The following is a 25,892-nucleotide window of genomic DNA, read 5'->3' as shown; positions in this document are numbered from 1 at the left end:
CGCTGTCACTTTTGGGGTCTTGCTGGGGCCTTCATCGCCGGATGCCGAGGGTGGCGATGAGATCTTCGTGCAATTCGAACCAGATGCGGTGGAAGGAGTCGCGGTCTGTGGCGGTGAGCCACGCCGGCTCCGTGGCTGCGTTTTCCACCGCCAGCTCGAGGCGTTCCGCGTATCCGCTGAACCGCGGCAACACAGCGGTCAGGCGGACTTCCAGACCGCTGAAGGACGCCAACGCCTGGGTGAAGGTTTGCTGTGTTGGCTCGTCGATCCCATCGTGCCGCTGACTTCCCTCGGCGAGCCAGCGGAGCTGGAGTTTGCTGCAGGCGGCCACGACTCCTGCGTTCAGTGGTGCAAACTTCGCGTGCACGGCGGTGACTGCTGCCTGGCCGCCCGCGCTGTCCAGCTCCTCGGCCAGGAGCCGTTCGTTTTCAGTCCTGCCGGCCACGGTCAGGGACCAGCCCCGGCTTCCGCCGAATGAGGAGCGCGACGCCCACCCGTTCGCGCCGGCGTCAATGAGGCGCCGTTCGACGTCGTGCGGATCCTGGCCAAACCGGGCGGCAACCGATTCAGTGTCAGCGAAGCCGAGCAGCCTCAGGGCGTGGAGGGTGAGGAGCATGGATGGCTGCTGCGGGCTCATGGGCCCGCTCCGGGACCTGCCGGTTTCGCGCGGACGGTTCCGTGGGTTCCGTCGACCACGAGCGTCGTTCCGTCCGTGATGCGGGTCAGGGCGCCGGCCACCCCCAGAACGGCGGGGATGCCCTGTTCGCGGGCCACAATGGCGGCGTGCGAGAGCATCCCGCCCGTTTCCGTGATGACGGCGGCGGCGATCCCGAACAGTGGCGTCCAGGCGGGGTCAGTGGTGCGGCAGACCAGGACGTCGCCGGGGGCCAGCGCGGAGAATTCGTCGACGCTGTGAACGGTCCGCGCGGTCCCGCAGGCGGTGCCCGGGCTGGCGCCGATGCCGGTGAGAACCGCGCCGGAGGGATCCCTGCCTTCTGCTCCGGCACTGGCCTCAGGGGTAAGTTCCACGTCAGCCCACCACGCCCGTCTCGGGCCTGCCGGACAGCCGATCCAGTCGCTGCTGCGCGGCCTGCGCCGAGCGGAGGCCCAGGCTCTGGGCAATCTGGGGCCAGGTCAGCCCCTCCGCCCGCGCCAGGAACAGGAGTGCCGTTTCCAGGCCATCCGTCTCTGCCCGCGCGGCTGGCACAAGGGTGAGGGCGGCCCGCACGTCCAGACCATCCACCGGCTCTCCGCGGTCTGTCCCGTTGGCCCGCCACAGGACGTGCTGGATGAGGTCACTCGCTGAAGGGGGCTGCCGCTCAACCAGCCAGGGCCGGTGCGGAAGTTCGGCGGCGCCCCGGTCCAGCAACATCCGCGTGGCCTCGCTTTGGCGCTGAGCCTCCGCAGCGTCGCCGCCCGGACGGGTCCCGTCGGTCTCGTTCATTCCAGACCCTCTTTCCTGTTGGTTCGGCGCCCCTCGACTCCACCAGCTTCTGGCATCAACATCCTGTTGTCAACAATCTGTTGATGCTTCGGGGGGAGGGCGAGTCGTTGAAGCGGCGCGGACAGGAACGCCACCCGGCCAACTGCCGGGTGGCGTTCCAAAGGGGGCTGTTTTGCCGTCGGTCCACGACCGGGCTGTTGCAGGAGGTTACTTTCCGGTGTTGCTGTTGCTGTTGCCGTGCTCGGTGGAGGCGACGGCGCCGGTCTGTTCGTTGAGCAGGACCTGGTCTTTGCGTTGTTTGTCGAAGTTGAACATGGCGTTCACCGATCCGGCGGTGGCGTCGGCGGAGGCGTCGCCGATCCGGCCGGTGCGCCAGTTGTCCTCGATGAAGCGCAGGATCGAGGCCTGGTCGGTCTGGGTGTGGTCCACGTAGTTCTTCTTCGCGTAGGGGGAAATGACTACCAGCGGCTGGCGCGGGCCGGGGCCGCAGCGGTCAGCGTAGCCGCCGGCCATCGGGACGCCGCTGGCTGCGGCGTGCTGGCACCAGGCGTCGTCGTCGGCGGTGTTGGAGGAGTTCTTTGCCTTGCCGGCGACGTGGTCGTACCAGCCGTCCGAGTCGTCGTAGGCAAGCACCACGGCAGTGTTGTCCCAGTTCCGGGATTTCTGGATCTGGTTCACGGTGCTGGTGATGAAGTTCTGCTCGTCGATCGGGTCAGAGTAGGCGGCGTGGCCGTCCTGGAACATTCCCGCTTTCAGGAAGGACACGGCGGGCATGTTGTCGGTGTTGACCACCTTGTTGAAAGCGGTGAGGTCGTACTGGTGGTTCGCCTGTCCGTTGTGGCCGATTTCCGCGTCGGACGCCGGTGCCAGGTGGTGCGGGTTGGCGGTGGAGGCGTAGTACTGGAACGGCTGGTGGTGCGGGGAGTAGTCAACCACGCTGGCGCCGGCGGCGTTCGTGTGGCTGGACAGGCACGACGCCGGGGAGTCCGCCGTCGCGGCGGTGGTCGGCGTGAAACCGCCCTGGAACCAGCCCCAGGACGTGCCCTTGGCGTTGAGCAGGTCGCCGATGTTCCTGCCGCTCATGCCGGCCAGGTTTCCGGTTTTGGCGTGGCTGCTGTTCGAGCAGTCGTCGTGGACAGGGTCCGGGTCGTTGATGACGGTGCCGACGCCGTTCGCATCCGGCAGGCTGACAGCACTGCTGCCGGCCGCCGGGGTGGCCACAGGTTGTCCTGCGGCGGTGTACTCGGTGGCCCCATGGGTCTGGCCGGATACCAGATTCAGCGCCCCGGGTGTGGAGGGTCCGAAGACAGTGCTGAAGTGGTTGTCGCTCATGGAGTAGTTCTGGGCGTAGTTCCAGATGCCGGTGACGGTGTTGCCGTCGTAGTAGTCCATGGTGAGGCCGGGGCGGCCGTACTGGTTGGTGCCGCAGGCGTCGCGGCTGGTGAACTCGACGAACTTGTCCATCGCCCCGCCGTTGTATGCCTTCTGCTCGGCGGTGTATCCGTGGTCCTGGTCGCAGGTGACGGCCTGCGCCGGTGAGAGCCGGGCAGGCTGCGCCGAGTTGGGGTTGTTCGGTGCCACGAGGCCGGCGGTGGCCAGAGTGTTGATGTCCTTGGGGGTGTTTTTCGCGGCGGTGAAGGAGGCCGTCGCGGTGCCGGTACCCTGCTGGGTTTCACCCGGGAGATTGGCAGCCTTGGGGTAGGTGGCGAAGTAGTGGTCGAAGGAGACGTTCTCCTGGAAGATCACCACCACGTGCTTGATTGGCGTCGCGGTACCGTTGTGGTTTTCGCCGGCGGAGGCCGGACCTGCGCCGATACCGAACATTCCGGCTGTCAGTGCCGAGGCGGCCAGGGCTGCCGCGCCCGTGGCGGCGACCCGCTTCCGGGTGAATCGTTGTGCTGGATGAGGCATGGGGGAGCCAATCGTTGGTGTTCAGGGATGCCGGCGGCTGATGGCAGGCATTCGTATGCTGCTTGGGTGACCGGCCTGCGTTACTTGGCCGGCGTGACCGTGGCCTCGTAGGTGAGGATTTCGGTGCCGTTGCCTTCCTCGCCGTTGTCGGGGGCCACCTTCATGGTGAGGTGCCCGCCGTCGGCCGTCATTTTGAACGGGTTGCGCGTGGCCACATGGCCTGCGGTGGACCACTGCTGGAAGGGGACATCGCGGATTACGCTGCGGGATTTGAGGTCGATCATCGCCATGCCGCCGAGTTCGTAGGTGGCGCCGGTGCCGCCGGCCGCCGGGGTCTGCGGGAGGTTGGTGATCCCGCTGCAGAGCATCCGGGAGTTGGGCACGTACTGGCAGTCCTGGTAGTCGATGAAGTAGTTCGGGTTCTGCCAGGTCGAGAGCTGCTTGCCCTGCAGATCCCGTTCGGCGAAGCGGCGCGAGCCCCAGGTGTTGCCGACCAGGTGGCCGGTCTGCTTGTCCATCACGATCCCACCGAAGTGGTCCTTCACCTCGAACTGCTTGTGCACGTCCAGGGTGGCCGCGTCGACCCGGTAGATGATGGCGCTGCTGTCCGGCCGGTACTGGGCCACGGGGATCCAGACGTTGGTGCCGTCGAAGTCGATGCCGCCGGGGTGGTACATGTCGCCCTCTCCCAGGACGATGTCCTTTTGCAGGGCGCCGGCCTTGTCCATGACGAACAGGTGGCCGACGCCCTTGCCGGGGGTGCGGTCGAAGCCGTTTTGCGGGGTCGGGAACTTCACGGTCGGTTCGATGATCTGAACGGCCGAGAGGAAGATGTGGTCCTGGCTGTAGGCGATTCCCTCCGTGTGATAGGTCGGGAAGTTCAGCTTCAGCTTGGACGTCTGCTGCCAGTTCGTGTTCCGGTCAACGCCGTTGAAGGCGTCGGCCAGGGCCGTGTTCCTGTCACCGTGGTTGCCGGCGCCGGTGGGGTTGTCTGCGGCTTGGGCGGCCGCGGTGATGCTGATTGCGGACGCGGCCAGGACGATTGCTGCGGCGGCCGTGAGGATGCCTCGGGTGTGAGTCGTGCTCATTCGGGAGCCTCTCAAAGGTTGGATCTCAACAAGAGATCGCAACGCTACTTCCCGGTAATTAATCCCCGATACGGGCAGGTGAACGGCAGATGGCCGGCAGCAGTCCGGCGGACCAGCTTCGTTTCACCACGGATCTGCTCCCCCCGTCGTTGGCTTGGACCCTTTCAGCCACTCAGGCGAGGACGGCGAGGCCCGCCAGGGTGCCGCCGTCGCCTTCGGCCAGCAGCCCGACGGCGGTGCCGGAGTTCGCGGGAAAGACCAGATCGGTGATGGTGGCCAGGCCGTCCTGCGCGAAGACCTCGACCGAGCAACGGTCCAGGAAGACCCGCAGTCTTAGCCGGCCGTCCTCCAAGGACACGGCAACGCGCTCCACCGACGGGAACGACTCGTGGAAGCCCACGTTGCCGGATTCGGTCCGGTCCAGGCTGAGCTCCGCCGTGCGGCAGTCGTAGGCCAGGACAGTGCGCGCTCCGGCTCCGGCGAGGCCGGCGGATTCCCCGCCCGCTTCGCTGCCGGTGTCCCCGCCGGCCCGGAGCACCAGACCTACCCTGCCGGCGGCGCCGGGCTCGAAGTCCGCATCGATGCGCAGCACATCACCAAAGGCCTCGGCCGGAAGCCAGGTCACCCCGTCCGCCAACGGCTGCCGGTCCAGCGCGAACACCTCGGTACCGTGGCTGTGGAACGGATCCACCGCCTCCTGCACCAGCACCGGGCGCCCGCCGCGGCACACCAGCCTGACCTCGCGGACCAGGGACATCGCGCTGCGCCAGCCGTCCGAAGGCGTTGAGGCGGCGTACTGCCAGTTGTTCATCCAGCCGATCATGAGCCGCCGTCCGTCCGGGACGTTGCTGAACGACACGGCCGCGTAGTAGTCCCGGCCCCAGTCGAGCCACCCGTAGTCGGCCATCCGGCTGTCGTCGGTCTGCACGCCGTCGGTGACGGTGGTTTCGGAACGGAACGTCACGCCGTCGAAGGTTCCGATGAAGTACTGGCCGCCCGAGCCGCCGGCGATGCCGCCGGGGCTCAGGTTGACCACCAGGACCCACCGGGTGTTGGAGGCGTCGCCGTCCACCGGCAGTTCGAACAGGTCCGGGCATTCCCACACCCCTTCCGTGGCGTTTGCCGGGCCGAAGGTGCTCAGGTACTCCCAGGTCAACAGGTCCGCCGACTTGTAGAGGACCACCTCATGGTGGACCGCCTCGACGGCGACCATCACCCAGTAGCTGCCGGCGGCGCCGGCGTGCCAAAAGACCTTGGGGTCGCGGAAGTCCGCGGAGGCGCGGTCCAGTACCGGGTTCCCGGCGTACTTGGTCCAGGTGGCGCCGTCGTCCGTGCTGTAGGCGAGGGACTGTGCCTGCCGTCCGGCGAGCGGTGATGCGGGCGAGTATGCGCTGGTGTAGATGGCCACGAGCGGGGGCACGCCTCCGACGCCGAAGCCGCTGGTGTTGTGGACATCGACCACCGCGGAGCCGGAAAAGATGGCCTCCTGCTCATCGCAGGCGATGGCCACGGGTTGTTCGTCCCAGTGCTGCAGGTCTGTGGAGGTGGCGTGGCCCCAGGACATGTTGCCCCACTCCTCGCCGTGCGGGTTGTGCTGGTAGAAGAGGTGGTAGGTGCCGTTGGCGTAGACCAGCCCGTTGGGGTCGTTGAGCCAGTTGCGCTCCGCTGAGTAGTGCCACTTTGGCCGGTACTGGCAGTCGAGTTCTGTGAGTGTTTTCATGAGGGTTCTTTGCAGGCTTTCGCGTGAGGAGGCTGGTCAGCCCTTGACGCCGCTGGAGGCGATGCTGTTGATGAAGGATCGCTGGAACGCGATGAACAGGACCACCACGGGAATGGTGATGAGGGACGCGTAAGCCATCACCTCGCCCCAGGAGACGTTGAGCTGGAAGAAGTACTGGATGCCGATCATCACCGGGCGGAGTTCTTCGGACTGGACCACCATGAGCGGCCACAGGTAGGAGTTCCAGGCGGGCAGGAAGGTCAGGATGGCCACGGTGGCGGTCGCCGGTCCCGCGAGCGGCATCACCACCTTGCGGTAGATGGTGAACCAGCCCGCGCCGTCGATCCGGGCGGCCTCGTCCAGTTCCTTCGGGATGGACTCGAAGTACTGGTGGAACAGGTAGATGGAGAACGCGTTGGCGATGAACGGGATGATCTGGACCTGGTAGGTGTCCAGCCAGCCCTTCGAGATCTCGAGGCTGAACCCGTTGAGCTCAAAGTACGGCAGCTGGTTGACCCACCACACCAGCGGCAGCGCCAGCGTTTGGAAGGGCACGATGAGGGTGGCGAGGATCGCGGTGAACACCACGCGCTTGCCGCGGACCTCCATCCGGGACAGGGCAAACGCGCAGAGGCTGTTGATGAAGATGCCGAGCACCACCGTGACCGCGGAAATGCCGATGGAGTTGACCAGGAAGCGGGCGGCCGGGACCCGGTCGAACACGGCCGCGTAGTTGTCCAGTGAAATGTTGCCGACCGGCAGGAACGCCGCCACCGAGGACATGTCGCCGAAGATCTGCTGGTCCGGCTTGAGCGAGGACACCATCATGAACACGATGGGGAAGGCGGCGACGGCGGCGAACAGGAGGCGGACGGCCGTGGTCGCGGCACTGCCGAGACCCCTGGAAATGAGTGTCTGTTTCACGTCAGTCCTTCTCTCGGGTCAGGTAGCGCTGCACTGCGGAGATCAGCAGCACGAGCACGAAGAACACGAGCGAGATGGCCGAGGCGTAGGAGGTCTCCTGCTGCTTGAAGCCGGAGCGCACCGCCTCGTAGATGATGGTGGTGGTGGAATCGAGGGGCCCGCCCTGGGTCATGACGCTGACCTGGTCGAAGAGCCCGAGCGCCTGGATGGTGATGGTCACCAGGACCAGGGTGCGGGTGTGGGTGAGGCCGGGCCAGGTCACGTAGCGGAACTGGTGCCAGCGGCTGGCCCCGTCGAGTTGGGCGGCCTCGTACAGTTCCCCGGAGATGCTTTGCAGGCCTGCGAGCCAGATGATCATGTGGAATCCTGCGGCCTGCCAGATGGACAGGGCGATGATGGCCGGCATGGCGGTGGCGGGATCGTTGAGCCAGTCCGGGCCGTTGATGAGGCCGAAACTGGCCGCCGACAGCAACTCATTGATCAGGCCGTCCTTGCGGTACATGAACATCCACAGCAGGGACACCACCACCATGGACGTCACCACGGGAAGGAAGTAGATGGTGCGGAAGAAGTTCACGCCGCGGAACTTCTTGTTGATCAGGAGGGCCATCGCCAGGGCGAGTCCGGACTGGACGGGCACCACCACGACGGCGAAGTAGCTGACGTTCAGCAGCGAGCGCCAGAACACGGGATCCGCGAAGAGCCGCGCGAAGTTGTCCGTGCCGACAAACTCGACGGGCCGCGGGGAAACAAGCCTGGCGTTCGTAAATGCCAGGCCGAAGCCCAGGATCGCCGGGAGGAAGACGAAGGCGAGCAGGAGGACCGCGGCCGGGGCGATCATGCCCCACCCGCTGATCTGTTCGCGCAGGTGGCGCGGCCGGCGGCGCGGTTTGCTGGGCGATGCGGCCGGGGCCGGATCCGCCAGACGGCGGCCGGGGGAGGGGAGTTGGGTGGTTGTCATGGTTTTCTCCGTCGACAGTCAGGGCCGGAGGTACTTTCGACGGCGGTTGCGCACCGCCGTCGAAAGTACCGTTTGGCAGCCGGCTAGTTCTTGTAGCCGCCGTTGGACTTGATATTGGCGTCGATGGCCTTGACCGACTTGTCCAGCGCCGTCTTGGGGTCGGCGCCGGCCAGGATGTCCTGGACAGCCTTGCCGTATTCGGTGGCGATGAAGGGATAGGCCGGGGTTTCGGGGCGCATCACCGCGTAGTTGCGGGAAAGTTCCATGAAGATCCGGTTTGTGCCGCCTTTGGCGAACGCGGGGATCAGGGCAGCGGCCTCGTCGGTGGCCGGGATGGTGCCCGTTGCCTTCGCCACCGCGGCCAGGTTTTCCGGCTTCAGCGAGTAGGACAGGTAGTCCATGGCTGCCGCGGAGTTGGTGCAGCCGCTGGTCACGCCCCACTGCCAGGAGGCGCCGCCGATCTTGGGGCCGTTCCCGAGGTCCACGGACGGCATGACCACGAGGTCCTTACCTACCGCTGCGCGTGCCTTGTCCGCGGCCCAGGAGCCGGTGTAGAGAAGGCCGCTCTTGTTGTTGAGGAAGTCCTGGGTGGAGTCCTTGCCGCTCTTCTTCGCCATGAAGCCCTGGTCGGCAAGGCCGCGGAACCACTGGGCCCATTCGACGGCCTTGTCGCCATTGAGGACGCCGTCTGCCGACTGGAATCCGTCGCGGTTAATCAGGTCCCCACCGAAGGACTGCAGGAACGGGGAGTAGGCGTAGGGCAGCCATTCGCCGGTTCCGGCGGTACCCATGTCCAGTGGGTATTCCCACTTGCCCAGGGCCTTGAGCTTGGTCAGGGCGTCCTGGAACTCGTCCTTGGTCCACGGCTTCTCGACCGTGGCGACGCGGACACCGGCTGCCTTGAGGTCGGAGGCACGTGCGAGCATCGCCAGTGCGACGTCGTAGGTGCCAACGGCGTAGGTCTCGCCCTCCCATTTGGCCACCGTGCTCGGCAAGTTCTTGGAAACATCCGCGTCGAGTTTCAGGGGTGTCAGGTACTTCGCCCAGGCCCAGTTGGGAACATTGGGGCCATCGATGTCAACAATGCAGGGGAGCTTCCCGGCGGCCGCGGCCGAGACCACGGAGTCGTTGTAGGAGTCCTGCGGGAACGCCTGGACCTTGATCTTGGCCTTGGCGCCGGCGCTCTTGTTGTAGGAATCGACGATGTTTTCAACCGCCTTGAGTTCTTCGGCGTTGCCCGCGTTGTGGGTCCACATGGTGATCTCATTGGAGCCGGCGGACGGGGCAGAGGCGCTGCCCTTGCCGCAGGCGCCCAGGGAGCCGACAAGTGCCACCGCAGCTACACTGGTGGCGAGGATCCGGGTGAATCGCTTGTTCATGATGGTCAATCTTTCTGCTGAATTTGGGCGTGGGAGATTGCCCCGGGTCCTTCGGGACGCGGCCGGTGCAACGGCTGCGTCCCTTCTTATTGCGGTCCCCCGGGCGGCGGAGCAGTGGAACGGTGGAACAGTGTGGTGATGCCGGCTTGGTGCCGGCAATCGGCTAACGTGGCGGCGGGCCGAGCGACCCCCGCTCAATCAGGGGGCAGTCCAGTTGCGTCTGGACTGCGGGTGCGCCGGGATTTTCGATGTCGTCCAGGAGCCGGTGGACCGCCCAACTGCCCATTTCGTAGTGGGGAAGGGCGACGGTGGTGAGCCCCGGCCACAGGGCGTCCGCGATGATTTCGAGATTGTCGATCCCCACAATGGACACGTCTTCCGGAATGCGCAGCCCCAATGCGGTGGCCGCCTGGTAGGCGCCCATGGCAACCCTGTCACTGAAGCAGAACAGGGCGGTGGGGCGGTCGGGCTGACCGAGCAGGCCCAGGGCGGCCTCGCGGCCTCCCGCGGTTTCGGGTTGGCCGATCACGAGGTGGCGGGGGTCGTGCTGCAGGCCGTGCCGCCGGAGAGCATTGAGGAAACCTTCCCTGCGGCCGTGCGTGGCTGGGATGTCGTCGATGTTGTTGAGCATCCCGATCCGGGTGTGGCCCGCTTGGATGATTGCTTCAACGGCCGTCTCGGCGGCGCCCACCTCGTCCGGGGTAACCGAGGAGATGGAACTGTCGCGAGTGACGGAATCCAGCAGCACGGTGGGAAGGCCCTCCAGTTCTGCGGGGACCTGCACGCTCTGGTGGTACATCCTGGCATAGACCACCCCGTCCACCTGATGCTGCCGCAGCATGTTGATTTCACGGGTTTCCAGCTCGCTGTCCAGGCCCGAGTTGACCACCATCACCACGTAGCCGCGGTCATAGGCTGCGTCCTGCGCCCCGCGGATCATGGCCCCTGCAAAGGGGGTGGTGGTGATTTCGTCACTGACCAGGCCAAGGATCTGGGAGCGCTGGTTGCGCAGGCCGCTGGCCATCTTGTTCGGGGCATACCCAAGATCCCTGGCCACGTCACGGACGAGTTGCTGCGTCGCTGCCTTCACCCGGAAGCTCGTGGCGTCGTTGAGGGCATGCGACACCGTGGTGACGGAGACCCCGGCGGCCTTGGCTACGTCGCGTATTCCCACTCTTGTCGTCATTGACTTCCCTTTGCAAAACGTTTTGTATCTGGTGTGAGACACGTTACACAAAACGTTTTGCACTTGTCAACGGGACGTCCGCCTTTACCTTGATCCCGGTCCCATGGCGAGCACTTCACGTCACGACACGGGCTCTGTCAGCCTGAAGGGGCCCCGGTTTCGTAGACTCGATGGGTTCGACAATGTCTCCGCTCCAGGGACAAGCCGCCACAGGAAGAGCCATCGATGAAGATTATCGTCCTAGTAAAGGAGGTCCCCGACACGTACGGGGACCGAAAACTGAACCTTGAAACCGGCCTCGCCGATCGAGGAGCAAGTGAGGCAGTCATTGATGAGATCGGTGAGCGGGCCCTGGAGTTGGCCCTGACGTACGCAGACTCGAACGAGGGCACTGAGGTCGCAATCCTTTCCCTCGCCCCGGAGAGTGCGACGGCAACCATCCGCAAGGGGCTTGCGATGGGCGCGGGAAGCGCCACCCACGTCGCTGATGAGGCGCTCCGGGGTGCGGATCTTGGACTTACCGCTGAAACCCTCGCCGCAGCGATCCGTCGCATGGGGTTTGACCTGGTGATCACCGGCAACGTCTCCACTGACGGATCCGGCGGCATGATTCCCGCGATGCTTGCAGAATTGCTTGACGTGCCGCATGCCACCGGCCTCAGCTCCGTCGAAATCGGCGACGGTGCGGTGTCTGGCTCCAGGGCCGTTGACTCCGGCGTGCAGAAGGTCTCGGCGAACCTGCCCGCGGTGATCTCCATTACCGAGGCACTTCCCGAGGCGCGCTTCCCGAACTTCAAAGGCATTATGGCCGCGAAGAAGAAGCCCCTTGAGGTCCTGACCCTGGCGGACCTCGGGGTCACGGCCGACAATCCGGAGGCGGCGCGTTCGATCATGCTGACCGTTGCGGAGAGGCCCCCGCGCGCGGCAGGCGTGAAGATCATCGACGAGGGTGATGCCGGCGAGAAGCTCGCTGAGTTCCTGATCGAAAACCGACTGGCCTAAGGATCAACGACATGACTGAATTCCCTCGTGACGCAATCCTCGTTGTCGTGGAAGCCCGGGCATCCGGTGAACTCGAGAAGGCTGCGGCCGGGCTCTTCGGTGCGGCCGCTGCCGTTGGCACCCCGGTTGCATTGGTACTTACCTCACCCGGCGCCGGGAGCGCCGCCGCCGCGGAGGCCGCGGCCCTTGGTGCCGCGCGCGCACTCATTGCGGAGACTCCGGATCCTTCCGTGCTTGGGGTGCCGGGCGTTGACGCGCTTGCCGCTGCCGCGGAGCAGGTGCAGCCGGACGCGATCCTGATTTCGCATTCCCTGAACGGTCGCGACCTCGCCGGCCGTTACGCTGCCCGTTCGCGTGCGGCGATTTCCGCCGATGCGGTCGGTGTGTCCCGTGATGACGAGGGCGTCGTGGCACACCACTCCATCTACGGCGGCGCCTACAACGTGACGTCGACGTCCACGTTTGGGGCGCCGGTGATTACGGTCCGCCAGGGCTCCATCGAGGCGCGCGCGGCGGCCCAGCCGCAAGCGACGGAGACCTTGGCCGTGACGGGCTCCGAGAAACCGGCCGCGCGGATCGACTCCTTCGAGGAGGCAACTGCCGCCACCTCGCGGCCGGAGCTGCGTGGTGCCGCGAAGGTTGTCGCCGGTGGCCGCGGCCTCGGCTCGGAAGAACAGTTCGCACTCGTTGGACAGCTCGCCGATACCCTCGGTGCCGCCGTTGGTGCGTCGCGCGCCGCGGTGGATGCCGGCTACGTCCCGACGTCGCATCAGGTCGGCCAGACCGGGGTTTCCGTGTCACCACAGCTGTATGTCGCGCTGGGCATCTCCGGCGCGATCCAGCACCGGGCTGGCATGCAGACCGCGAAGATGATCGTCGCCATCAACAAGGACGGGGACGCACCGATCTTCGAGGTCGCGGACTACGGTGTGGTCGGCGACGTCTTCAAGGTTGTTCCCCAGCTCATTAGCGCACTTGAGGCCCGGAAGAAGTAGCGATGGCAACTCTGTCTCGGTCCATCCGGCGGGGCCTGCCGCGCGTCGAAGGTGGCGAACCCTGGCCTCCAACAGGCCAGGCGCCCGCCAGCATTGCCGCGGCGGAAGCGGTAGAAGCGGCCGATCTGTCGGCGTCCGTTTCCGGGGCGGAGGCCGCGGCCGCCGTGCCCTCCGCCCCGGCTGCTGTCCAGGAAACGGCGCCGCGTGCGGCGCTGTCAGCGCCGGTCCCGGCGGTGAACCCAGGCGCCGCGGTGGCGCGGCAGCTTCGCCGCGGCCTGCCGCGCGTGCCGGGCGGCGAACCTTGGCCGCCAGCGGGCGAAGCTCCGGTCGCGGTGGCGGCTCTGTCCGGGGCCCCGGCCCCCGGCGCCGCGACGGCACCTGCCGCAGATGCAGCCGCAGATACTGCCGTGGCTGGTGCTGCCGAGGAAGCAGCGGTGTCGGCAGCGGAGGCGCCTGCAGCGGCTCCGGCAGACACGCCCGCCACACGGACGACGGGAACCACCTCGCTGCGGCGCGGGCTTCCCCGTGCCCCCGGCGGCGAGCCGTGGCCGCCGGCTGGGCTTGCTCCGGCGGCCGCTGCCGCCCCTGCGGTGCAGGCAGGTCCCCAACATATTGCTTACGCCGAGCTGGAGCCCTCGGGGTCGAGTGCACCCGCGGCCACCACCGCCCCGGCGCCCGAAGCGCAGCCCGCCGCCGCCGTCGCGGCACCCGCCGCACCCGCGGCACGGCCCGCCGCCGTCGAAAAGCCCGCGAAGCCCAAGGCCGAGGCAAGGCTCTACGGCTCGCGTACCCTTGGCCAGTGGATCAAGCTCGTCGTGCTCTTCGCCGTCGGCGGAGTGGCCGCCGCAGCGATTCTCGTGCTCGCCGCGCGCGGCGTGACGACCCTGCCGGGCGTGCCCGAGTTCCTCGAGAGATACCCCGGCGCTTATGACCTGCCCGATACGGTGGAGCCCGGCTTCCCATGGTGGGCACAGTGGGCGCACTTCCTGAACATCTTCCTGATGGTGCTCATCATTCGCTCCGGCTATCAGGTGCGCATGCAGCAGAAGCCGCCGGCGTACTGGACGCCGAAGCGCGGTGGCAAGAAGATCAGCATTAACCTGTGGCTGCACCAGTCGCTCGACATTTTGTGGCTGGCCAACGGGCTCATCTTTGTGGTGCTGCTGTTTGCCTCTGGCCGCTGGATGCGGATCGTGCCGAGCAGTTGGGAGGCCGTCCCGAACGCGCTCTCCGCGCTCCTGCAGTACATGACACTGGACTGGCCCGTTGAGACCGGTTGGGTGAACTACAACAGCCTGCAGCAGATCATGTACTTCGTGGTGGTCTTCATCGCTGCCCCCGTCGCTGCGATCACGGGTGCGCGCATGAGCGAGTTCTGGCCGAAGAACGCGAAAACGCTGAACAAGATATACCCGGTGGAGGTTGCGCGCGCGGTGCACTTCCCGACCATGCTGTTTTTCGTGCTGTTCATCCTCATCCACGTGTTCCTCGTGTTCGCGACCGGTGCGCTGCGCAACCTGAACCACATGTTCGGCGGCACCGACGTGGTGAACTGGGCCGGGTTCTGGCTCTTCGCGGCCGCCATCGCCATCACGGCGGCCGGATGGTACGCCGCCCGCCCGCTGGTGCTCGCGCCCATCGCGAAGCTGTTCGGCCAGGTGAGCAGCCGCTAGGCCGGAATTCCCGCGTTCAGCGGCGCAGCAGGTAATCGGCCACGCCGTCCGGGTTTGCCAGGGCGAGGAGATGGCCGCCGGGCAGCACGTCGGGCTCTATGCCGAGGCGTTCGCGGGCGAGCCGTTGTTGGAAGGCCAGGGGAAAGAACCGGTCTCCCTTTCCGGTCAGGACGCGGGTCGGGATACCGGGCCAGGCCGTGAAGTTACAGGCCGACTCGAACACCGCCTCTGCTTCGGGGCGTTGGTGCGGTTCGCCTTCCGCGGCGACTTCCGGCGGAACGTCGTGCAGGAAATAGGTGTCCGTGTCGAACTCAGTGCTGTACCCGTGGGCCTGGGCCGCGCTTTGCTGCGCCGCAGCCCAGCCGGTGGTGTCCCACCATGCGCCGGGGGTCTCGCCCGGTACGGGGATCATCGCATTCACGAGGACAAGCCCGGCGACGGGGGCTTTTTCGCACACGAGCGGGGCGGTGAATCCACCCAGCGACTGCGCAACGAGCACCACGTCCTGGCGTCCACCGACGGCTTCGAGCACCCGGCGCGCGTACTCGGGCAGCCCGGCGCTTTCATCGTCGCCGGGCAGATCGACGGCAACGGCTTCGTGGCCGGCTCCCTGCAGCAACGGAACGACGCGGCTCCAGTACCAGGCCGCGCCGCCCGCTCCGGGGATCAGGACGAATCTGCTCACCGCCGCACCAGCCAAAGCACGACGGCGGGGCCCCGGGTCCGGACCGGCAGGCGGCGGCCGTTGGGCCGCCTTCGTTTCGATGCGGATCTCATCTCCCCATTGTCACCCCGCCCGCGTCGACTCCGGCACCCGCAATACCCCCACCGCCGCCAACAAATACGGCACCGGATCCGGGTCCGTCCCGGCGGCCCACTGCATCCAGGCCTCGAACGTCGCGCCGATCAGGGCGGCACAAAGATACCCCGCGACGTCCCCGGAGACGCCCGCGGACATCAGGTAGGCCCGGGTCCGTTCGCGCTGCGGGGCCAGGGACTCGTAGCTGCGGCTGGCCAGCTCGGGGTGCTCGGCGATCAGCCGGAGCCGGCCGCGCGTGACTGCAAGGTCCGGCAGGACAGTAACGCCCGCGACGGCCGCGTCGCGCAGCCCCGCCTGGATGTCGCCGCCGGGACCTTCAGCGCGGGCCGAATCGAGCACGAGACGGGAAGCCTCGACCACCGGCTCCATGCCGCCCCAGACGAGCTCGGCCTTGCTGGAGAAGTAGCGGTACAGGCTCTTGCGCCCGATCCCCGCCTCGCGCGCGATGTCCTCCATGGAGGTCTGCTCGTAGCCGCGCTCGGCGAACAGCCGCAGCGCGAGGGCGGCCACGGCGTCGGGATCAATCGTCACCGGGCGCCCGGCGGGGCGCGGGACGGCGGTGGTCACAGCATCCGAAGGCATCCCACCAGTATTCACCCTTACATAATGACACAGAGTGTCATAAGCTGGGCCGCATCAGGATGAGCAACGTCTGGAAGGACATCATGGGCAACGAAGCTTCATGGCAGGAAGTCACCACCACCGGCCGGTTCGCCGGCAAGACCGTCATCGTCACCGGCGCAGCCTCGGGTATCGGCCAGGCCACCGCGCTGCGCATCGCCAGGGAAGGCGGCCGCGTCATCGCCGCCGACATCAGCAAGGAACGCCTGGATGACCTCGTGGCCGAGAACGCCGGGCTGGACCTGGTCCCGGTGGCCGGCGACATCTCCACCGAGGAAACCGTGGCCGCCGTCGTCGCCGCCGCCGGCGGACGCATCGACGCGCTGGCTAACGTCGCCGGCATCATGGACAACTTCGCCCCGATCCACGAGGTGGACGACGACACCTGGAACCGTGTCTTCCGGATCAACGTCACCGCCCTCATGCGCCTCACCCGCGCGGTGGTGCCGCTGATGCTGGACGCCGGCACCGGCTCCGTGGTCAACGTCGCCTCCGAGGCCGGCCTGCGCGGGTCCGCCGCCGGGGCCGCCTACACCGCGTCCAAGCACGCCGTCGTCGGCCTGACTAAGAACTCGGCCGTGATGTACGGGCCCAGGGGCCTGCGCTTCAACGCCGTGGCCCCCGGCCCCACCATCACCAACATCGTGGCCAACTGGGGATCGCAGCTCGCGGCCGAACGCCTCGCCCCGCTGATGCAGGCCACCGTCCCGACGCCCGCCACCGCCGCGCAACTCGCCGCCTCCATCACGTTCCTGCTCAGCGATGACGGTACCAACATCAACGGCGCCATCCTCGCCTCCGACGGCGGCTGGTCGGCCCTGTAAAGCACCTCACCAAAACGCAGGCGGACGACGGCGGGAGCTCCGCCGTCGTCCACCTTCCTGTAGGAATGGAGCGCACTAAGGAACCCCGGCGTTCGTGGTGGTTGCGGCCGGGAGGGCCTGTTTCTATGGTGCCGACCGCCGTAGGCTATGGGCATCCACCACATCGAGGAGGCACTCATGCGCACGGCAACACCGAAGAACCAGGCCGACCAGATCCGCCATCTTTCAGAGAATCTCATCTCTCAGCTCACCGAGGGGAGGGAGTGGGCCACTCCCGGGGTCGAGGCGGCATTGAAAAGAGTGGTGGCCGGGCTCGATGCCGGGATTGAATCGGCGTCTCCGAGGATCCAGACCGGACTACGGCGGCTCGCTGACGACCTCGCCGGTGGAGTGGAAACTCTGGCTCCCCGTGTTCAAGAGGGCCTGAAACGGGTTGCACCGAGTGTTGTCACGGCACCCGCCCGGGCTAAGTCGCGGCGGACGGCGTCCGGGAAAGCCTGGGTGATTGCCGGAGTGGCGGCCGTTGCGGTGACCGCGGGAGTCGCGGCCTGGCTCTATGTTCGCCGTGCGGATAACGAGCCGGTGCCGTCCGTGGATACGCAGCGAACCAGGGGCGTGGACCCCGACCTGCGCGCCGCCTCCACAGAGGACCAGACCTGAGGGACCCTACGACACCAGGGAGCCCTCCGCGTCAGACGCGGACAGGCCCGTCAATCCTCATGCGCTGCCGAATACCTATGGGGCTCTTCCCCCGCTGGCCTAGCTGCAAGACCGTCGACTCGGTCAAGGGATGGCGGGCCGCAGAGTTGTGTGCCGTGGGTTCCGCAGGAAGGAGCGGACGACGGCGGGAAATCCCGCCGTCCTCCGCACTGTGTGGGTCTGGTTTCGTCGGCGTTGAGGCGCATAGCGTTGTGCTGCCGTGTGATTCGGCGGGAGCATTCGGAACAACATCGCCTACGGCCGCCTGAGCCTCGCACGTTGACCCTGGATTATGCAGGCAGAGCTAGTTCCTTCTCTCCGTCGATTAGGGCGCCGTCATCTTGCTGGGATGGCCGCATTGCCGCAACTGCGCCGCCTGCCACCAGGACTACGACGCCGACGCCCATGTACAGCATGGACGCTGTCCAGTGCGCGTCGAGCAGGGCTCCGGTGATGAGCGGAGCGACGATGGCACCAACGCGGCCTATCCCGATGGCCCAGCCCACGCCGGTGCTCCGGACGGAAGCGCCATAGAGCGCCGGGGTAATTGTGTACATGCCCGCGATGCAGCCGTTGATGAGCATGCCGACAACGCCGCCCGCGACGAAGGCGAGGACCAGCATACCCGCGGTGGAAATGAACATCACCATGGTGGCCGCCGACAGGACGGCGAAGATGACCATCACCTTCCGGCTGTTCCAGCGGATGGTCAGCAGTCCATAGAGCAATGACCCGAAGGTGCCGCCTAAGGTCAGCATCAGCCCGCCGACGACTCCCTGGCTTTCGGTCATGCCGGCCGTGACGAGGAGCCGCGGGGTCCAGCTGTTCACAAAGTAGAAACCGAACATGGTGGCAAAGAAGGCAAGCCAGACGAGCCAGGTGGAGCGGCGGTTGCCGGCTGTGAACAGTTCGGAGACCTTGTTCCTGCGATCATTCTTGGCCGCCACTGCGGGCAGTTCGGTGACGGCGGGCTGTCCGATCTTGCGCGCGATCCTGTTCAGGCGGTCCAAGACATTGCGGGGACGCCGGTTAGCGAGGAACTCCACAGACTCGGGCAGAAGGACAGCGAGCAGTACGAAGACGGCGGCAGTGCAGATGCCGCCGAATAGAAACACAGAACGCCAGCCGAAGCTGGCCTGCAGAGTCACCGCCGCTGCGCCGCCGAGCGTTGCCCCGATGCCATATCCCGCGGTGTAGATGCTGATGGCCAGCCCGCGCCAGCGCTTGGAGGAGTACTCGCTGGCGATGACATTTGTGCAGGCGAGTATCCCGCCGATACCGAGGCCCGTGACCACGCGCCAAATCCCGAGTTCCACGGCAGAGTGCGCTACGGAGGCCAGCAGCATCCCGGCAGTTGCGAGACCGACCGAAATCAGGACCATGGGCCGGGGCCCGATGACATCGGCAAAGGGCGCGAGGCCCAGCGAGCCGATGGCCATCCCGACCAGCCCGGCGCTTAGCAGGATACCCAGTTCGGCGCCGCTAAGGCCGAAGTCCCGGGTCACGCTGTTGGCGGTGAAGGCCATGGCCAGCACATCGAAGCCATCGAGGGCGTTTAGGACGATGCACAGGCCCACGATCAGCCATTGATACAGAGACATACGGGACGCGTCGATGCGTTCTTGAAGTTGCATGGGACTACTTTCTAGAGGCCGCGGACGGTCCGGGCAGATGCTGAAACTGAGGTGCAGAAGATCTGGTGGCTCTTCTGGAGGCGGAGGCCGGGCCTCGTCGTTGAAGGCTGGCAGCCGGGAAACTATCTATACTGATAGGTAAATGTGGCGCGGGACACAGCATAACTATGAACGTAGTTAGTTGACAAGGGGTTTAATGGAGGCGGCGCCCGGCCCTGCCGCAAGGCATCGGCAGCAGGGCGCCCTGACGGAGAGGATCGGTGACGGGTGAGTTTGCGTTATGCCCTGCTTGCGCTGCTGACGTCTCAGCCCCTCACGGGCTATGACGTTTTCAAGCACTTTGAACAATCCGTCGGCTACGTCTGGCACGCACCGGACTCGCAGATCTATCCCGAACTCCGGCGAATGGAAAAGGATGGCCTGCTGAGCGGAGTGGAAGAGCCCTGGGGCAAAAAAGGCAAAAAGAAGCGCTATCACATCACTCCGGAAGGGGTCGAGGCTTTCCGGGCATGGATGAATACCACCCTGGACTACGCCCGGGAGCGTGACCCGATCCACCTTAAGGCGGCCTACCTTGAATGGGCCGACCCCGAAGCCGCGCGAGCGCAGATGCGCGCCCATATTGCCTATCACTCCTCCCGCGCGCAGCAGTGGCAGAACATGGTTGCCGCCCTGGAAGACCGGAGCAACCCCACGCTTGCGCGCCGCCTCGAGGCGGCGCCTGAGGAGGACCGGGCCAAGATTGCCGGCTACAAAATCTTCACCTATGAAGGCATGATCGAACGCGCCAAAGCGGAGATCGAGTGGGCCAGGCGCGGCCTGGAACTGATCGACAAGCTCGAGTCTTGAGTGCCGAAAGGCCCGGATGCCCGCCTGGGTGTCCGGGCCTTTTGTCGTTCCCTTCTGCGGTTTCGCTTATGGGGGCAGCCGGAGGGGCCTTGCCACTACCTATCAACATAGTTATGCTGTGATCCAAGCCACTACCTATGAGCATAGGTATACCGTGAGGGGAAGGATCGATCATGACCGCGCTGATGCAGTCCATGAGCTCTACAACGAACAAAGTGCTTGGTTATCCGCTTAACGCCTGGTATGTCGCCGCGTGGGACCACGAGGTAACCCGCAAGCCGATGTCGCGCCGGATTGCGGACCGCCCGCTCGCCCTGTACCGCACCGAGGATGGCAAGGCAGTGGCGCTGGCGGACGCCTGCTGGCACCGCCTGGCCCCGCTGTCCATGGGCAAGACCCTCGGCAAGGACCAAATCCAGTGCCCGTACCACGGCATTATCTACAACTCCGCCGGCCGCTGTGTCTCCATGCCCGCCCAGGAAACCATTAATCCCAGCGCCACCGTACCGTCTTTCCCTGTGATCGAGCGCTACCGCTATGTGTGGGTGTGGCTGGGGGATGCCACCCTCGCGGATCCGGCCCTTATCCCGGACATGCACCAAATGAGCTCGGATGATTGGGCCGGTGATGGCGAGACCATTTTGGCGCCGTGCAACTACCAGCTCGTTCTGGACAACCTGATGGACCTCACCCATGAGGAATTCGTCCACTCTTCCTCGATCGGCCAGGACGAGCTGAGTGAGTCCGATTTCGTCGTGACCCATGACGACAACACCGTCACGGTATCGCGCTGGATGCTCGACATCGAGGCTCCGCCGTTCTGGCTCAAAAACATGCGGGACAAGTTCCCGGGTTTCGAAGGGCGGGTTGACCGCTGGCAGATCATCACCTTCCAGTCGCCCTCGACCATCAACATCGACGTCGGAGTAGCCAAGGCGGGCACTGGCGCCCCCGAAGGCGACCGCAGCCAGGGCGTCAACGGCTTCGTGATGAACACGATTTCGCCGGAAAGCGCCAAAACATGCCACTACTTCTGGGCCTTCATGCGCAACTACCGGCTGGAAAGCCAGCTGATCACCACCCAGCTGCGCAACGGCGTACACGGCGTGTTCGGCGAGGACGAAGAAATGCTGGCGGCCCAGCAGAATGCTATCGACGCCAACCCGGACTACGAGTTCTACAACCTCAACATCGACGCGGGCGGCATGTGGGTGCGACGGCTGATAGAGCGACAACTCGCCGCCGAAGGCCGACTGATCCGCACCGCCTGACCCGATCGCCCGATCCCAGGAAGTTAGAAGAAGACATGGCTGCAACGAACATCGAAGTCTGGCAGATCGGCACTGTGGTCGAGGCGGAGGACATTACCGCAAAGACCCGGCGCCTGGTCCTGGAACAGTCCAGGCCCATGAAAGCCGAGCCGGGCTCGCACATTGACGTGATGGTCTCGATCAACGGCGAGCAGCACAGGCGCTCCTACTCCATCGTCGATTCGAGCGGGGACGGCCGACGTGTGGCGATCAGCGTCTTCAGGGCCCCTCAATCCCGGGGCGGCTCCCACTTCATGCAGGCCCTAGAGCAAGGCGACCGGCTGGAGATCACGCAGCCGCTGCAGAATTTCCCTCTGCGGATCGGCGCTCCGCGCTACGTCCTGCTGGCCGGCGGGATCGGCATCACCGCCATGATCAACATGGCCCGGGTGCTCCAAAACATCAAGGCCGACTACACCTTCGTGTACGCCGGCCGCAGCCGCCCCGCCATGGCCTACCTGGCGCAATTGGAGCAGCTGCATGGCGACGCGCTGCGAGTCCATGTGGACGATGAAGGCACAGCCCTCAACGTAGATAAGCTGCTGGCCACGATTGAGCCGGACACCGAGCTGTACATGTGCGGCCCCATCCGGCTCATGGACGCCGTCAAACGGGGCTGGGATGCCCGGGCGCTCAACGTGACAAACCTCCGCTACGAGACCTTTGGCAACAGCGGCTGGTTCGACCCCGAGGAGTTCGTGGTGCGCGTGCCCCGGCTGGGCGTCGAGGCCACCGTCCCCGCCGGAAAGTCCATGCTGGAAGCGCTCGAGGACGCCGGCGTCGACATGATGTTCGACTGCCGCAAGGGCGAATGCGGACTGTGTGAAGTGCGTTTGCTCGGCCTGCGGGGCTCCATCGACCACCGCGACGTCTTCTACAGTGAACGCCAGCAGCATTCCGCAGCCAAGATGTGCTGCTGCGTCTCCCGGGCCGTCAGCTTAAAATCCGGCGCCCGTGCAGACTCGGCAGCCTCCTGTGCCATCGTCACAATCGACGTTTGAGTGCCCACAACTCCGCCGCTCGGGGTGGACCTGGAGTCCGCTGGCGAACCTGGACCACTCTCCGCTTCTACACTTCGACGGCCCCGCCCGTTGACACCCCGCTCAGGGTGTCAATGTAATCCAGCGTTTTGGGACTGACATGCCGCACGGCCCCAAGAGCCTCCCGGAGAACGGTTCTGCTGGCGTGGGCACCAAGTGCTCCTCGGAGTTCGACTACCGTCTCGATGCCCTGGCTCTCGAACACGCGCGTCATGTCCTCTACCTGGGCGAGACGGCCAGGGGACGGCCAGCTGATAACTTCGGAAAGCGTCCCGGTATCGAGGCGCCGCCGGAATCCGCTGGTCGTGGCGGCATCTGGCCATGCCCCGACCAGAGCGACAACGCGCGGCCTGACGGTMGCGTGGTAGTTCTGTCGCCGCTGCAGGGTCGCATCGACAATGATGGCCCCGATGTGGTCCCAGCCACGGCTGACTTCGAGCGAGTCGTCTGTGCCGTGAGAGTCCAATTGCGCCGGGAGGTTGGCAGCATCGTTATCGATAGTCATAGGTGAATACTCCCATGTGACAGCACTGAGCGTGCGGCCGCGGCAGCCCAGATCGGAGCGAAACCGGGGGTATTCCGCTATGAGCAGTCCTGGCTGCCGTCCGACTGCTGGTTATGTGCGACCGCCGGCAGGATTCATCCGGGTGACTGACATCTGATGGAAGCTGAAATTCGATCCTCCATGGCTCGAACGCCGCCGACCGCCGCGGGCCCCATCTGCTGCCTTGCACGGTTCACCGCGTCACGGACTTCGCGACGCACTACCCGTTCATTCTGGCTCGACGACCTTTCTCGCGTTTCCCTGGCTAAATCGAGCAGAGCCTGCGGAGCGTAGTGATTGACGCTCATGTCCGTGAGCAGGGGGAGCTGCACCCTCAGATCCTGTTCGATGGCGGTGCGGAGCGGGCCCAAGCGAAGCAATTGAGTGAGGAAATCCGGACTCAACACCGGCGACGCAGGCGCTTGCGGGCCAAGGCGCTCCCGTAGGTGGTCCTTCATCTTCATGGCTGTTCTGTCGAACGTCAGCCACCATGCAAGGTAGCCCATGGGCGATGGTCCAATCGTCCGCCGATACTCGATGACGCCGACTGAGTTTTCGACGTCGTGGGCAACCAGGCGAGACCGGGTCCCTCGCTCGGCTCCGTAGTCACCTCGTTGACGCCTTCTCTCGTGAGTCTCATTCCATAGTTCCTGAACCGCACCCCGGAGTTCGGTCGAGGCGGCATTCGAGTACTCAAGGAGACTCTTGGTCTCGATAGAGAATTCGTCGGCAAGGTAGTCGCTGACGTCCTGCAACGGCTGTTCTCGTCCACAGATGTTCCGTTGCCAGTCCAGGAACTCAGTCTCTGGTCGGCCCGAGAGCACGAAGGCCGAATAAAGGAAGGGCACTCTTCCCGACCAAGGCGACGTTCTGTTGTGACCATAAGCAACGGCCAGGTTGAGGTGTCTTTCAACTTCTTCGACGACTCCGTCCGTTACATATAGAAGCAACCCTGCGTCGACCGCCGCGCGCATCAGAATCGTAAAGTGGCGCTCTTCCGGATCGTCTACCAGGCTCTCTCCGATTAGGGGCAGGATCGCGGTGGTGTCCATCCATATGTCGCCTTCGCTGAAGACGTTGAGCACGACTTTCTGGACGTCCGGGGTTTGTTTCAGGAACGCGAAAAGCGTGTATGCGTCGGCTAGTCGCCGAAGATGCGATTGTGTTTGCGGCGAGGGCTGTTCCAGTACGTGCATTATGGCCGCGGCCGCTGCATCAGAGCTGAGCTCATGGATGCCGCCATTTGCTGTGATTCGGTCCGCTATGGCTACAGGGCTGAGTTGGAAGGGTGCTCCTTTTTCCACGGCTTCGGCAAAAGACTCGCCTCGTTCCAGGAGTGTTTCTTCCAACACTGTTCGCAGTTGCCGAGAAATCTCCGTCAACTGTGCTTCGCTCAGTGCCTTCGGTGCTTCGACGGCTCGAACCGCCGCAATGAGTTTCGCATCGAGGGCAGCTTCATCAAGAAGGAACTTGGCTGTCTGACCATTTATCCTCTTGGCCTCCTCAAAACTGAGATGGTAGGTGTCCTCGGCCCCGGACGCTGATTTGTGTTGTTTGACGGGGCCCTTCCGAGACAGGCGGTTCAATGCGCTCAGGGTCAGAGCGTCGACCTGCCCTCGCTTCCCCACGGGCATGCGGAGTGCGACGCCGTCTTTGATTTCGCTCAGGCTGAGCCTGTTGTATGTGCTCGAATCGTGAAGCGCCGCCAAGACCAATGACTCGAAGCAGCTCTTGGTAAGGCTCTGCTCGGTTGCCTGATCTTCGCCGTCGAGAGCCAAGTGCAGCACCGCGACCTTGCTCTCATCGGCGGTCAAGGTCGATATTCTTTCGAGGACCCCTCGTTTGGACAGGAGCGGATCCACAAATCTCTGAGCCAGCTCTTCACTGGCCACTCGTCGTTGCGGATAGGACTTCTCGCGGTCCACAAACCACGACCGGTCCCGGATGTCCACGGTTATATTCCGATCACGTCGGGACTCTTCCCTGAGTTCATCGGCGGCCGGACCAATCACCTGGTTGGTCAGGTAGATCATGGTGCTGACCGAAGGAAAATTCCTCTTGAGGGTGTCCAGTGTGCTCGTAATTTTAGTCTTCCAACTCACCGTGACAGAGTACTGAAATGCAACTTTTGGCACCCCATCAATCGTGAATATTTCGGCGTCCCTGCCCTTGTCTCCGTTCGGAGCTGCCATCGTCCGCAGGGCTGGATATTCGACGGCTAAGAACTCCGACGCGAACGATTCGAATATCGCCCAGTCTCCAGGGCCAATCCGTTCTAAGGCGAGAGACAATCGCGGGTTCGGCATGACCGAATCATAACCACCACAAACCTTTCTTGAACATCGCCCCTGGGTTCGACAGCCGATTGTTTTTCGGGGGAGCGGCGGCCCGGTTCCGGTGCTTGCCTCGCGAGCGGCTTGGTCAAAACTTCCGCGCGGAATCAGGTGTAAACAGCCCGTTGACTTTCGTGTCTCCTGCGAGGACCATGACGAGTGAAAGTCAATGATGGGGGGATAACTCAAAGTCTGACGTGCCAAAAATACACATTTGTGCCGATTATTCCCGCACCAAATTTTAGGCTGCCGCGGAATATCATTTACGCGAAGCTTGTGCTTCCGCGTCTGTTAGACAGCTCCGAATCTGGGGATCAACGGAGAGAAAATGATTAGCAATTCCTTTAAGCCGGTTGCAGACGTGCCCGGTGTTTTTACATCTGAACCTCTAGCGTTCGGCCAGAGCGATCGAATTCGTGCAATGGTGCACGGTCGGACAGCAGTGTTAACAGCCGAATGCGATGCAGAGCGCAAGACGCCAGATTTCGTGGTCTCAGGGCCAGCGAGCCCTGGGTTTGACGCAGCTGCGTTCAGTCTGTCGGGTATATGGGACGCGGCTAAGGACCTCACCGGTCGCGCTTGGGACGCAATTAACGATGTTCTGACTAACGAGGGCGGCGGCGGCGGTGGCGGTGGCGGTGGCGGTGGCGGCGGCGCCCTCATAATAGCGAGCCCGGACGAAGCCGAAATCGTCACAACCACTCGCACGCCGGCACTGTAGGTAAATGACACCAAAGGCAAGCGGACGACGGCGGGAGTCCCGCCGTCGTCCGCTTTGTACGAAGGTGCCGCTGACCCGCCGGGCGGCTATTTGGGGCGGGCGGCCAGGGCGGATGCCAGGCCGTGGCCGCACCCTGTCCTCAGCCGCGGGCTTCCGCCCTTCGAACGCGCTTATCGCCAGCCGGCCCGAACTCAGCCACGGCTATGTAGGACTC

24 protein-coding genes are annotated in these 25,892 nt (G+C 65.0%); 9 read left to right on the top strand and 15 right to left on the bottom strand.

The features are described 5' to 3' along the window. Positions 1-31 precede the first annotated feature (31 nt). The 10 genes from AC1D1W_RS02965 to AC1D1W_RS02920 form a co-directional block, all read right to left on the bottom strand. Positions 32-637 carry a hypothetical protein gene (locus AC1D1W_RS02965; protein ID WP_476942887.1) on the bottom strand — a complete coding sequence of 202 codons (606 nt, stop codon included), beginning with the start codon at positions 635-637 and terminating at the stop codon, positions 32-34. Then, the gene (locus AC1D1W_RS02960) at positions 634-1,029 is read right to left on the bottom strand and encodes a PEP-utilizing enzyme (RefSeq protein ID WP_476942886.1); all 396 of its coding nucleotides are present in this window, start codon (positions 1,027-1,029) and stop codon (positions 634-636) included. Before AC1D1W_RS02960 ends, AC1D1W_RS02965 begins: the two co-directional genes overlap by 4 nt. A 1-nt stretch (position 1,030) precedes the next feature. Further along, positions 1,031-1,444, bottom strand: coding sequence for a hypothetical protein (locus AC1D1W_RS02955; RefSeq protein WP_476942885.1), 414 nt, complete (start codon positions 1,442-1,444; stop codon positions 1,031-1,033). A gap of 207 nt (positions 1,445-1,651) precedes the next feature. Beyond that, positions 1,652-3,355: a phospholipase C gene (locus tag AC1D1W_RS02950; RefSeq protein WP_476942884.1), complete on the bottom strand. Its 1,704-nt coding sequence runs from the start codon at positions 3,353-3,355 to the stop codon at positions 1,652-1,654. Positions 3,356-3,435: 80 nt separating this feature from the next. After that, positions 3,436-4,443: a DUF6454 family protein gene (locus AC1D1W_RS02945; protein WP_476942883.1), complete on the bottom strand. Its 1,008-nt coding sequence runs from the start codon at positions 4,441-4,443 to the stop codon at positions 3,436-3,438. A 172-nt stretch (positions 4,444-4,615) separates the two neighbouring features. Then, positions 4,616-6,163: a glycoside hydrolase family 32 protein gene (locus AC1D1W_RS02940; protein WP_476942882.1), complete on the bottom strand. Its 1,548-nt coding sequence runs from the start codon at positions 6,161-6,163 to the stop codon at positions 4,616-4,618. Positions 6,164-6,199: 36 nt separating this feature from the next. Beyond that, positions 6,200-7,087, bottom strand: a complete 888-nt coding sequence (locus tag AC1D1W_RS02935; protein ID WP_028275775.1) for a carbohydrate ABC transporter permease — start codon at positions 7,085-7,087, stop codon at positions 6,200-6,202. Position 7,088: 1 nt separating this feature from the next. After that, complete coding sequence (locus AC1D1W_RS02930) at positions 7,089-8,048, bottom strand: carbohydrate ABC transporter permease (protein WP_476942881.1); 960 nt, start codon at positions 8,046-8,048, stop codon at positions 7,089-7,091. A gap of 83 nt (positions 8,049-8,131) precedes the next feature. Then, positions 8,132-9,427 (bottom strand): sugar ABC transporter substrate-binding protein, encoded by a 1,296-nt coding sequence (locus AC1D1W_RS02925; RefSeq protein ID WP_243180885.1) that lies wholly within the window; start codon positions 9,425-9,427, stop codon positions 8,132-8,134. Positions 9,428-9,590: 163 nt separating this feature from the next. Then, positions 9,591-10,613 carry a LacI family DNA-binding transcriptional regulator gene (locus AC1D1W_RS02920; RefSeq protein WP_476931932.1) on the bottom strand — a complete coding sequence of 341 codons (1,023 nt, stop codon included), beginning with the start codon at positions 10,611-10,613 and terminating at the stop codon, positions 9,591-9,593. Positions 10,614-10,838: 225 nt separating this feature from the next. On the opposite strand from AC1D1W_RS02920, the gene AC1D1W_RS02915 reads away from it, so the two are divergent. From AC1D1W_RS02915 to AC1D1W_RS02905, 3 genes are read left to right on the top strand one after another with little or no spacing between them, the layout of a single operon-like run. After that, positions 10,839-11,615 (top strand): electron transfer flavoprotein subunit beta/FixA family protein, encoded by a 777-nt coding sequence (locus AC1D1W_RS02915; protein WP_243180888.1) that lies wholly within the window; start codon positions 10,839-10,841, stop codon positions 11,613-11,615. Between the two features lie 11 nt (positions 11,616-11,626). Further along, a complete protein-coding gene (locus tag AC1D1W_RS02910) occupies positions 11,627-12,610 on the top strand; it encodes an electron transfer flavoprotein subunit alpha/FixB family protein (RefSeq protein WP_476942880.1) in 984 nt (327 codons plus the stop codon). Between the two features lie 2 nt (positions 12,611-12,612). Further along, complete coding sequence (locus tag AC1D1W_RS02905) at positions 12,613-14,283, top strand: cytochrome b/b6 domain-containing protein (protein ID WP_476942879.1); 1,671 nt, start codon at positions 12,613-12,615, stop codon at positions 14,281-14,283. Positions 14,284-14,299: 16 nt separating this feature from the next. Here AC1D1W_RS02905 and AC1D1W_RS02900 read toward each other — a convergent pair whose 3' ends face one another. Together AC1D1W_RS02900 and AC1D1W_RS02895 are read right to left on the bottom strand one after the other, a co-directional pair. Then, on the bottom strand, positions 14,300-14,968 hold the full coding sequence (locus AC1D1W_RS02900) for an alpha/beta fold hydrolase (protein WP_476942878.1): 669 nt from the start codon (positions 14,966-14,968) through the stop codon (positions 14,300-14,302). Between the two features lie 102 nt (positions 14,969-15,070). Further along, the gene (locus AC1D1W_RS02895) at positions 15,071-15,685 is read right to left on the bottom strand and encodes a TetR family transcriptional regulator (RefSeq protein ID WP_476942877.1); all 615 of its coding nucleotides are present in this window, start codon (positions 15,683-15,685) and stop codon (positions 15,071-15,073) included. A gap of 83 nt (positions 15,686-15,768) precedes the next feature. On the opposite strand from AC1D1W_RS02895, the gene AC1D1W_RS02890 reads away from it, so the two are divergent. Next, positions 15,769-16,548, top strand: a complete 780-nt coding sequence (locus AC1D1W_RS02890; protein ID WP_476942918.1) for an SDR family NAD(P)-dependent oxidoreductase — start codon at positions 15,769-15,771, stop codon at positions 16,546-16,548. Between the two features lie 177 nt (positions 16,549-16,725). After that, positions 16,726-17,208, top strand: coding sequence for a hypothetical protein (locus AC1D1W_RS02885; RefSeq protein WP_476942876.1), 483 nt, complete (start codon positions 16,726-16,728; stop codon positions 17,206-17,208). A 329-nt stretch (positions 17,209-17,537) separates the two neighbouring features. Here AC1D1W_RS02885 and AC1D1W_RS02880 read toward each other — a convergent pair whose 3' ends face one another. Next, positions 17,538-18,881 carry an MFS transporter gene (locus tag AC1D1W_RS02880; protein ID WP_476942875.1) on the bottom strand — a complete coding sequence of 448 codons (1,344 nt, stop codon included), beginning with the start codon at positions 18,879-18,881 and terminating at the stop codon, positions 17,538-17,540. A gap of 267 nt (positions 18,882-19,148) precedes the next feature. Here AC1D1W_RS02880 and AC1D1W_RS02875 point away from each other — a divergent pair, with 267 nt between their 5' ends. The 3 genes from AC1D1W_RS02875 to AC1D1W_RS02865 all read left to right on the top strand — a co-directional run bounded on the left by AC1D1W_RS02875 (position 19,149) and on the right by AC1D1W_RS02865 (position 22,041). Further along, complete coding sequence (locus AC1D1W_RS02875; RefSeq protein WP_459385646.1) at positions 19,149-19,730, top strand: PadR family transcriptional regulator; 582 nt, start codon at positions 19,149-19,151, stop codon at positions 19,728-19,730. Positions 19,731-19,903: 173 nt separating this feature from the next. Next, positions 19,904-21,001: an aromatic ring-hydroxylating oxygenase subunit alpha gene (locus tag AC1D1W_RS02870; RefSeq protein ID WP_476942874.1), complete on the top strand. Its 1,098-nt coding sequence runs from the start codon at positions 19,904-19,906 to the stop codon at positions 20,999-21,001. Between the two features lie 35 nt (positions 21,002-21,036). After that, positions 21,037-22,041: a PDR/VanB family oxidoreductase gene (locus AC1D1W_RS02865; RefSeq protein WP_476942873.1), complete on the top strand. Its 1,005-nt coding sequence runs from the start codon at positions 21,037-21,039 to the stop codon at positions 22,039-22,041. 67 nt (positions 22,042-22,108) lie between these two features. On the opposite strand, the gene AC1D1W_RS02860 is transcribed toward AC1D1W_RS02865, so the two are convergent. Further along, entirely contained in the window at positions 22,109-22,585 is a 477-nt protein-coding gene (locus AC1D1W_RS02860) for a hypothetical protein (protein ID WP_052355105.1), read from the bottom strand. 134 nt (positions 22,586-22,719) lie between these two features. Then, a complete protein-coding gene (locus tag AC1D1W_RS02855) occupies positions 22,720-24,930 on the bottom strand; it encodes a hypothetical protein (RefSeq protein ID WP_476942872.1) in 2,211 nt (736 codons plus the stop codon). Between the two features lie 355 nt (positions 24,931-25,285). Between AC1D1W_RS02855 and AC1D1W_RS02850 the strand changes: the two genes are divergently transcribed. Beyond that, positions 25,286-25,678, top strand: a complete 393-nt coding sequence (locus AC1D1W_RS02850) for a hypothetical protein (protein WP_476942871.1) — start codon at positions 25,286-25,288, stop codon at positions 25,676-25,678. Positions 25,679-25,892 lie beyond the last annotated feature (214 nt).

Source organism: Arthrobacter sp. P1_B4, from assembly GCF_056406555.1.
Note: the sequence above shows the minus strand (reverse complement) of the source record. Positions and strands in the feature narration are given on the sequence as shown.

Bases quoted from the DNA above. Each gene is read 5' to 3' on its own strand.
- AC1D1W_RS02965 (WP_476942887.1), bottom strand. From the start codon at position 637: ATGAGCCCGCAGCAGCCATCCATGCTCCTCACCCTCCACGCCCTGAGG.
- AC1D1W_RS02955 (WP_476942885.1), bottom strand. From the start codon at position 1,444: ATGAACGAGACCGACGGGACCCGTCCGGGCGGCGACGCTGCGGAGGCT.
- AC1D1W_RS02950 (WP_476942884.1), bottom strand. From the start codon at position 3,355: ATGCCTCATCCAGCACAACGATTCACCCGGAAGCGGGTCGCCGCCACG.
- AC1D1W_RS02945 (WP_476942883.1), bottom strand. From the start codon at position 4,443: ATGAGCACGACTCACACCCGAGGCATCCTCACGGCCGCCGCAGCAATC.
- AC1D1W_RS02940 (WP_476942882.1), bottom strand. From the start codon at position 6,163: ATGAAAACACTCACAGAACTCGACTGCCAGTACCGGCCAAAGTGGCAC.
- AC1D1W_RS02930 (WP_476942881.1), bottom strand. From the start codon at position 8,048: ATGACAACCACCCAACTCCCCTCCCCCGGCCGCCGTCTGGCGGATCCG.
- AC1D1W_RS02925 (WP_243180885.1), bottom strand. From the start codon at position 9,427: ATGAACAAGCGATTCACCCGGATCCTCGCCACCAGTGTAGCTGCGGTG.
- AC1D1W_RS02920 (WP_476931932.1), bottom strand. From the start codon at position 10,613: ATGACGACAAGAGTGGGAATACGCGACGTAGCCAAGGCCGCCGGGGTC.
- AC1D1W_RS02915 (WP_243180888.1), top strand. From the start codon at position 10,839: ATGAAGATTATCGTCCTAGTAAAGGAGGTCCCCGACACGTACGGGGAC.
- AC1D1W_RS02910 (WP_476942880.1), top strand. From the start codon at position 11,627: ATGACTGAATTCCCTCGTGACGCAATCCTCGTTGTCGTGGAAGCCCGG.
- AC1D1W_RS02905 (WP_476942879.1), top strand. From the start codon at position 12,613: ATGGCAACTCTGTCTCGGTCCATCCGGCGGGGCCTGCCGCGCGTCGAA.
- AC1D1W_RS02895 (WP_476942877.1), bottom strand. From the start codon at position 15,685: ATGCCTTCGGATGCTGTGACCACCGCCGTCCCGCGCCCCGCCGGGCGC.
- AC1D1W_RS02890 (WP_476942918.1), top strand. From the start codon at position 15,769: ATGGGCAACGAAGCTTCATGGCAGGAAGTCACCACCACCGGCCGGTTC.
- AC1D1W_RS02885 (WP_476942876.1), top strand. From the start codon at position 16,726: ATGCGCACGGCAACACCGAAGAACCAGGCCGACCAGATCCGCCATCTT.
- AC1D1W_RS02880 (WP_476942875.1), bottom strand. From the start codon at position 18,881: ATGCAACTTCAAGAACGCATCGACGCGTCCCGTATGTCTCTGTATCAA.
- AC1D1W_RS02870 (WP_476942874.1), top strand. From the start codon at position 19,904: ATGACCGCGCTGATGCAGTCCATGAGCTCTACAACGAACAAAGTGCTT.
- AC1D1W_RS02865 (WP_476942873.1), top strand. From the start codon at position 21,037: ATGGCTGCAACGAACATCGAAGTCTGGCAGATCGGCACTGTGGTCGAG.
- AC1D1W_RS02855 (WP_476942872.1), bottom strand. From the start codon at position 24,930: ATGCCGAACCCGCGATTGTCTCTCGCCTTAGAACGGATTGGCCCTGGA.
- AC1D1W_RS02850 (WP_476942871.1), top strand. From the start codon at position 25,286: ATGATTAGCAATTCCTTTAAGCCGGTTGCAGACGTGCCCGGTGTTTTT.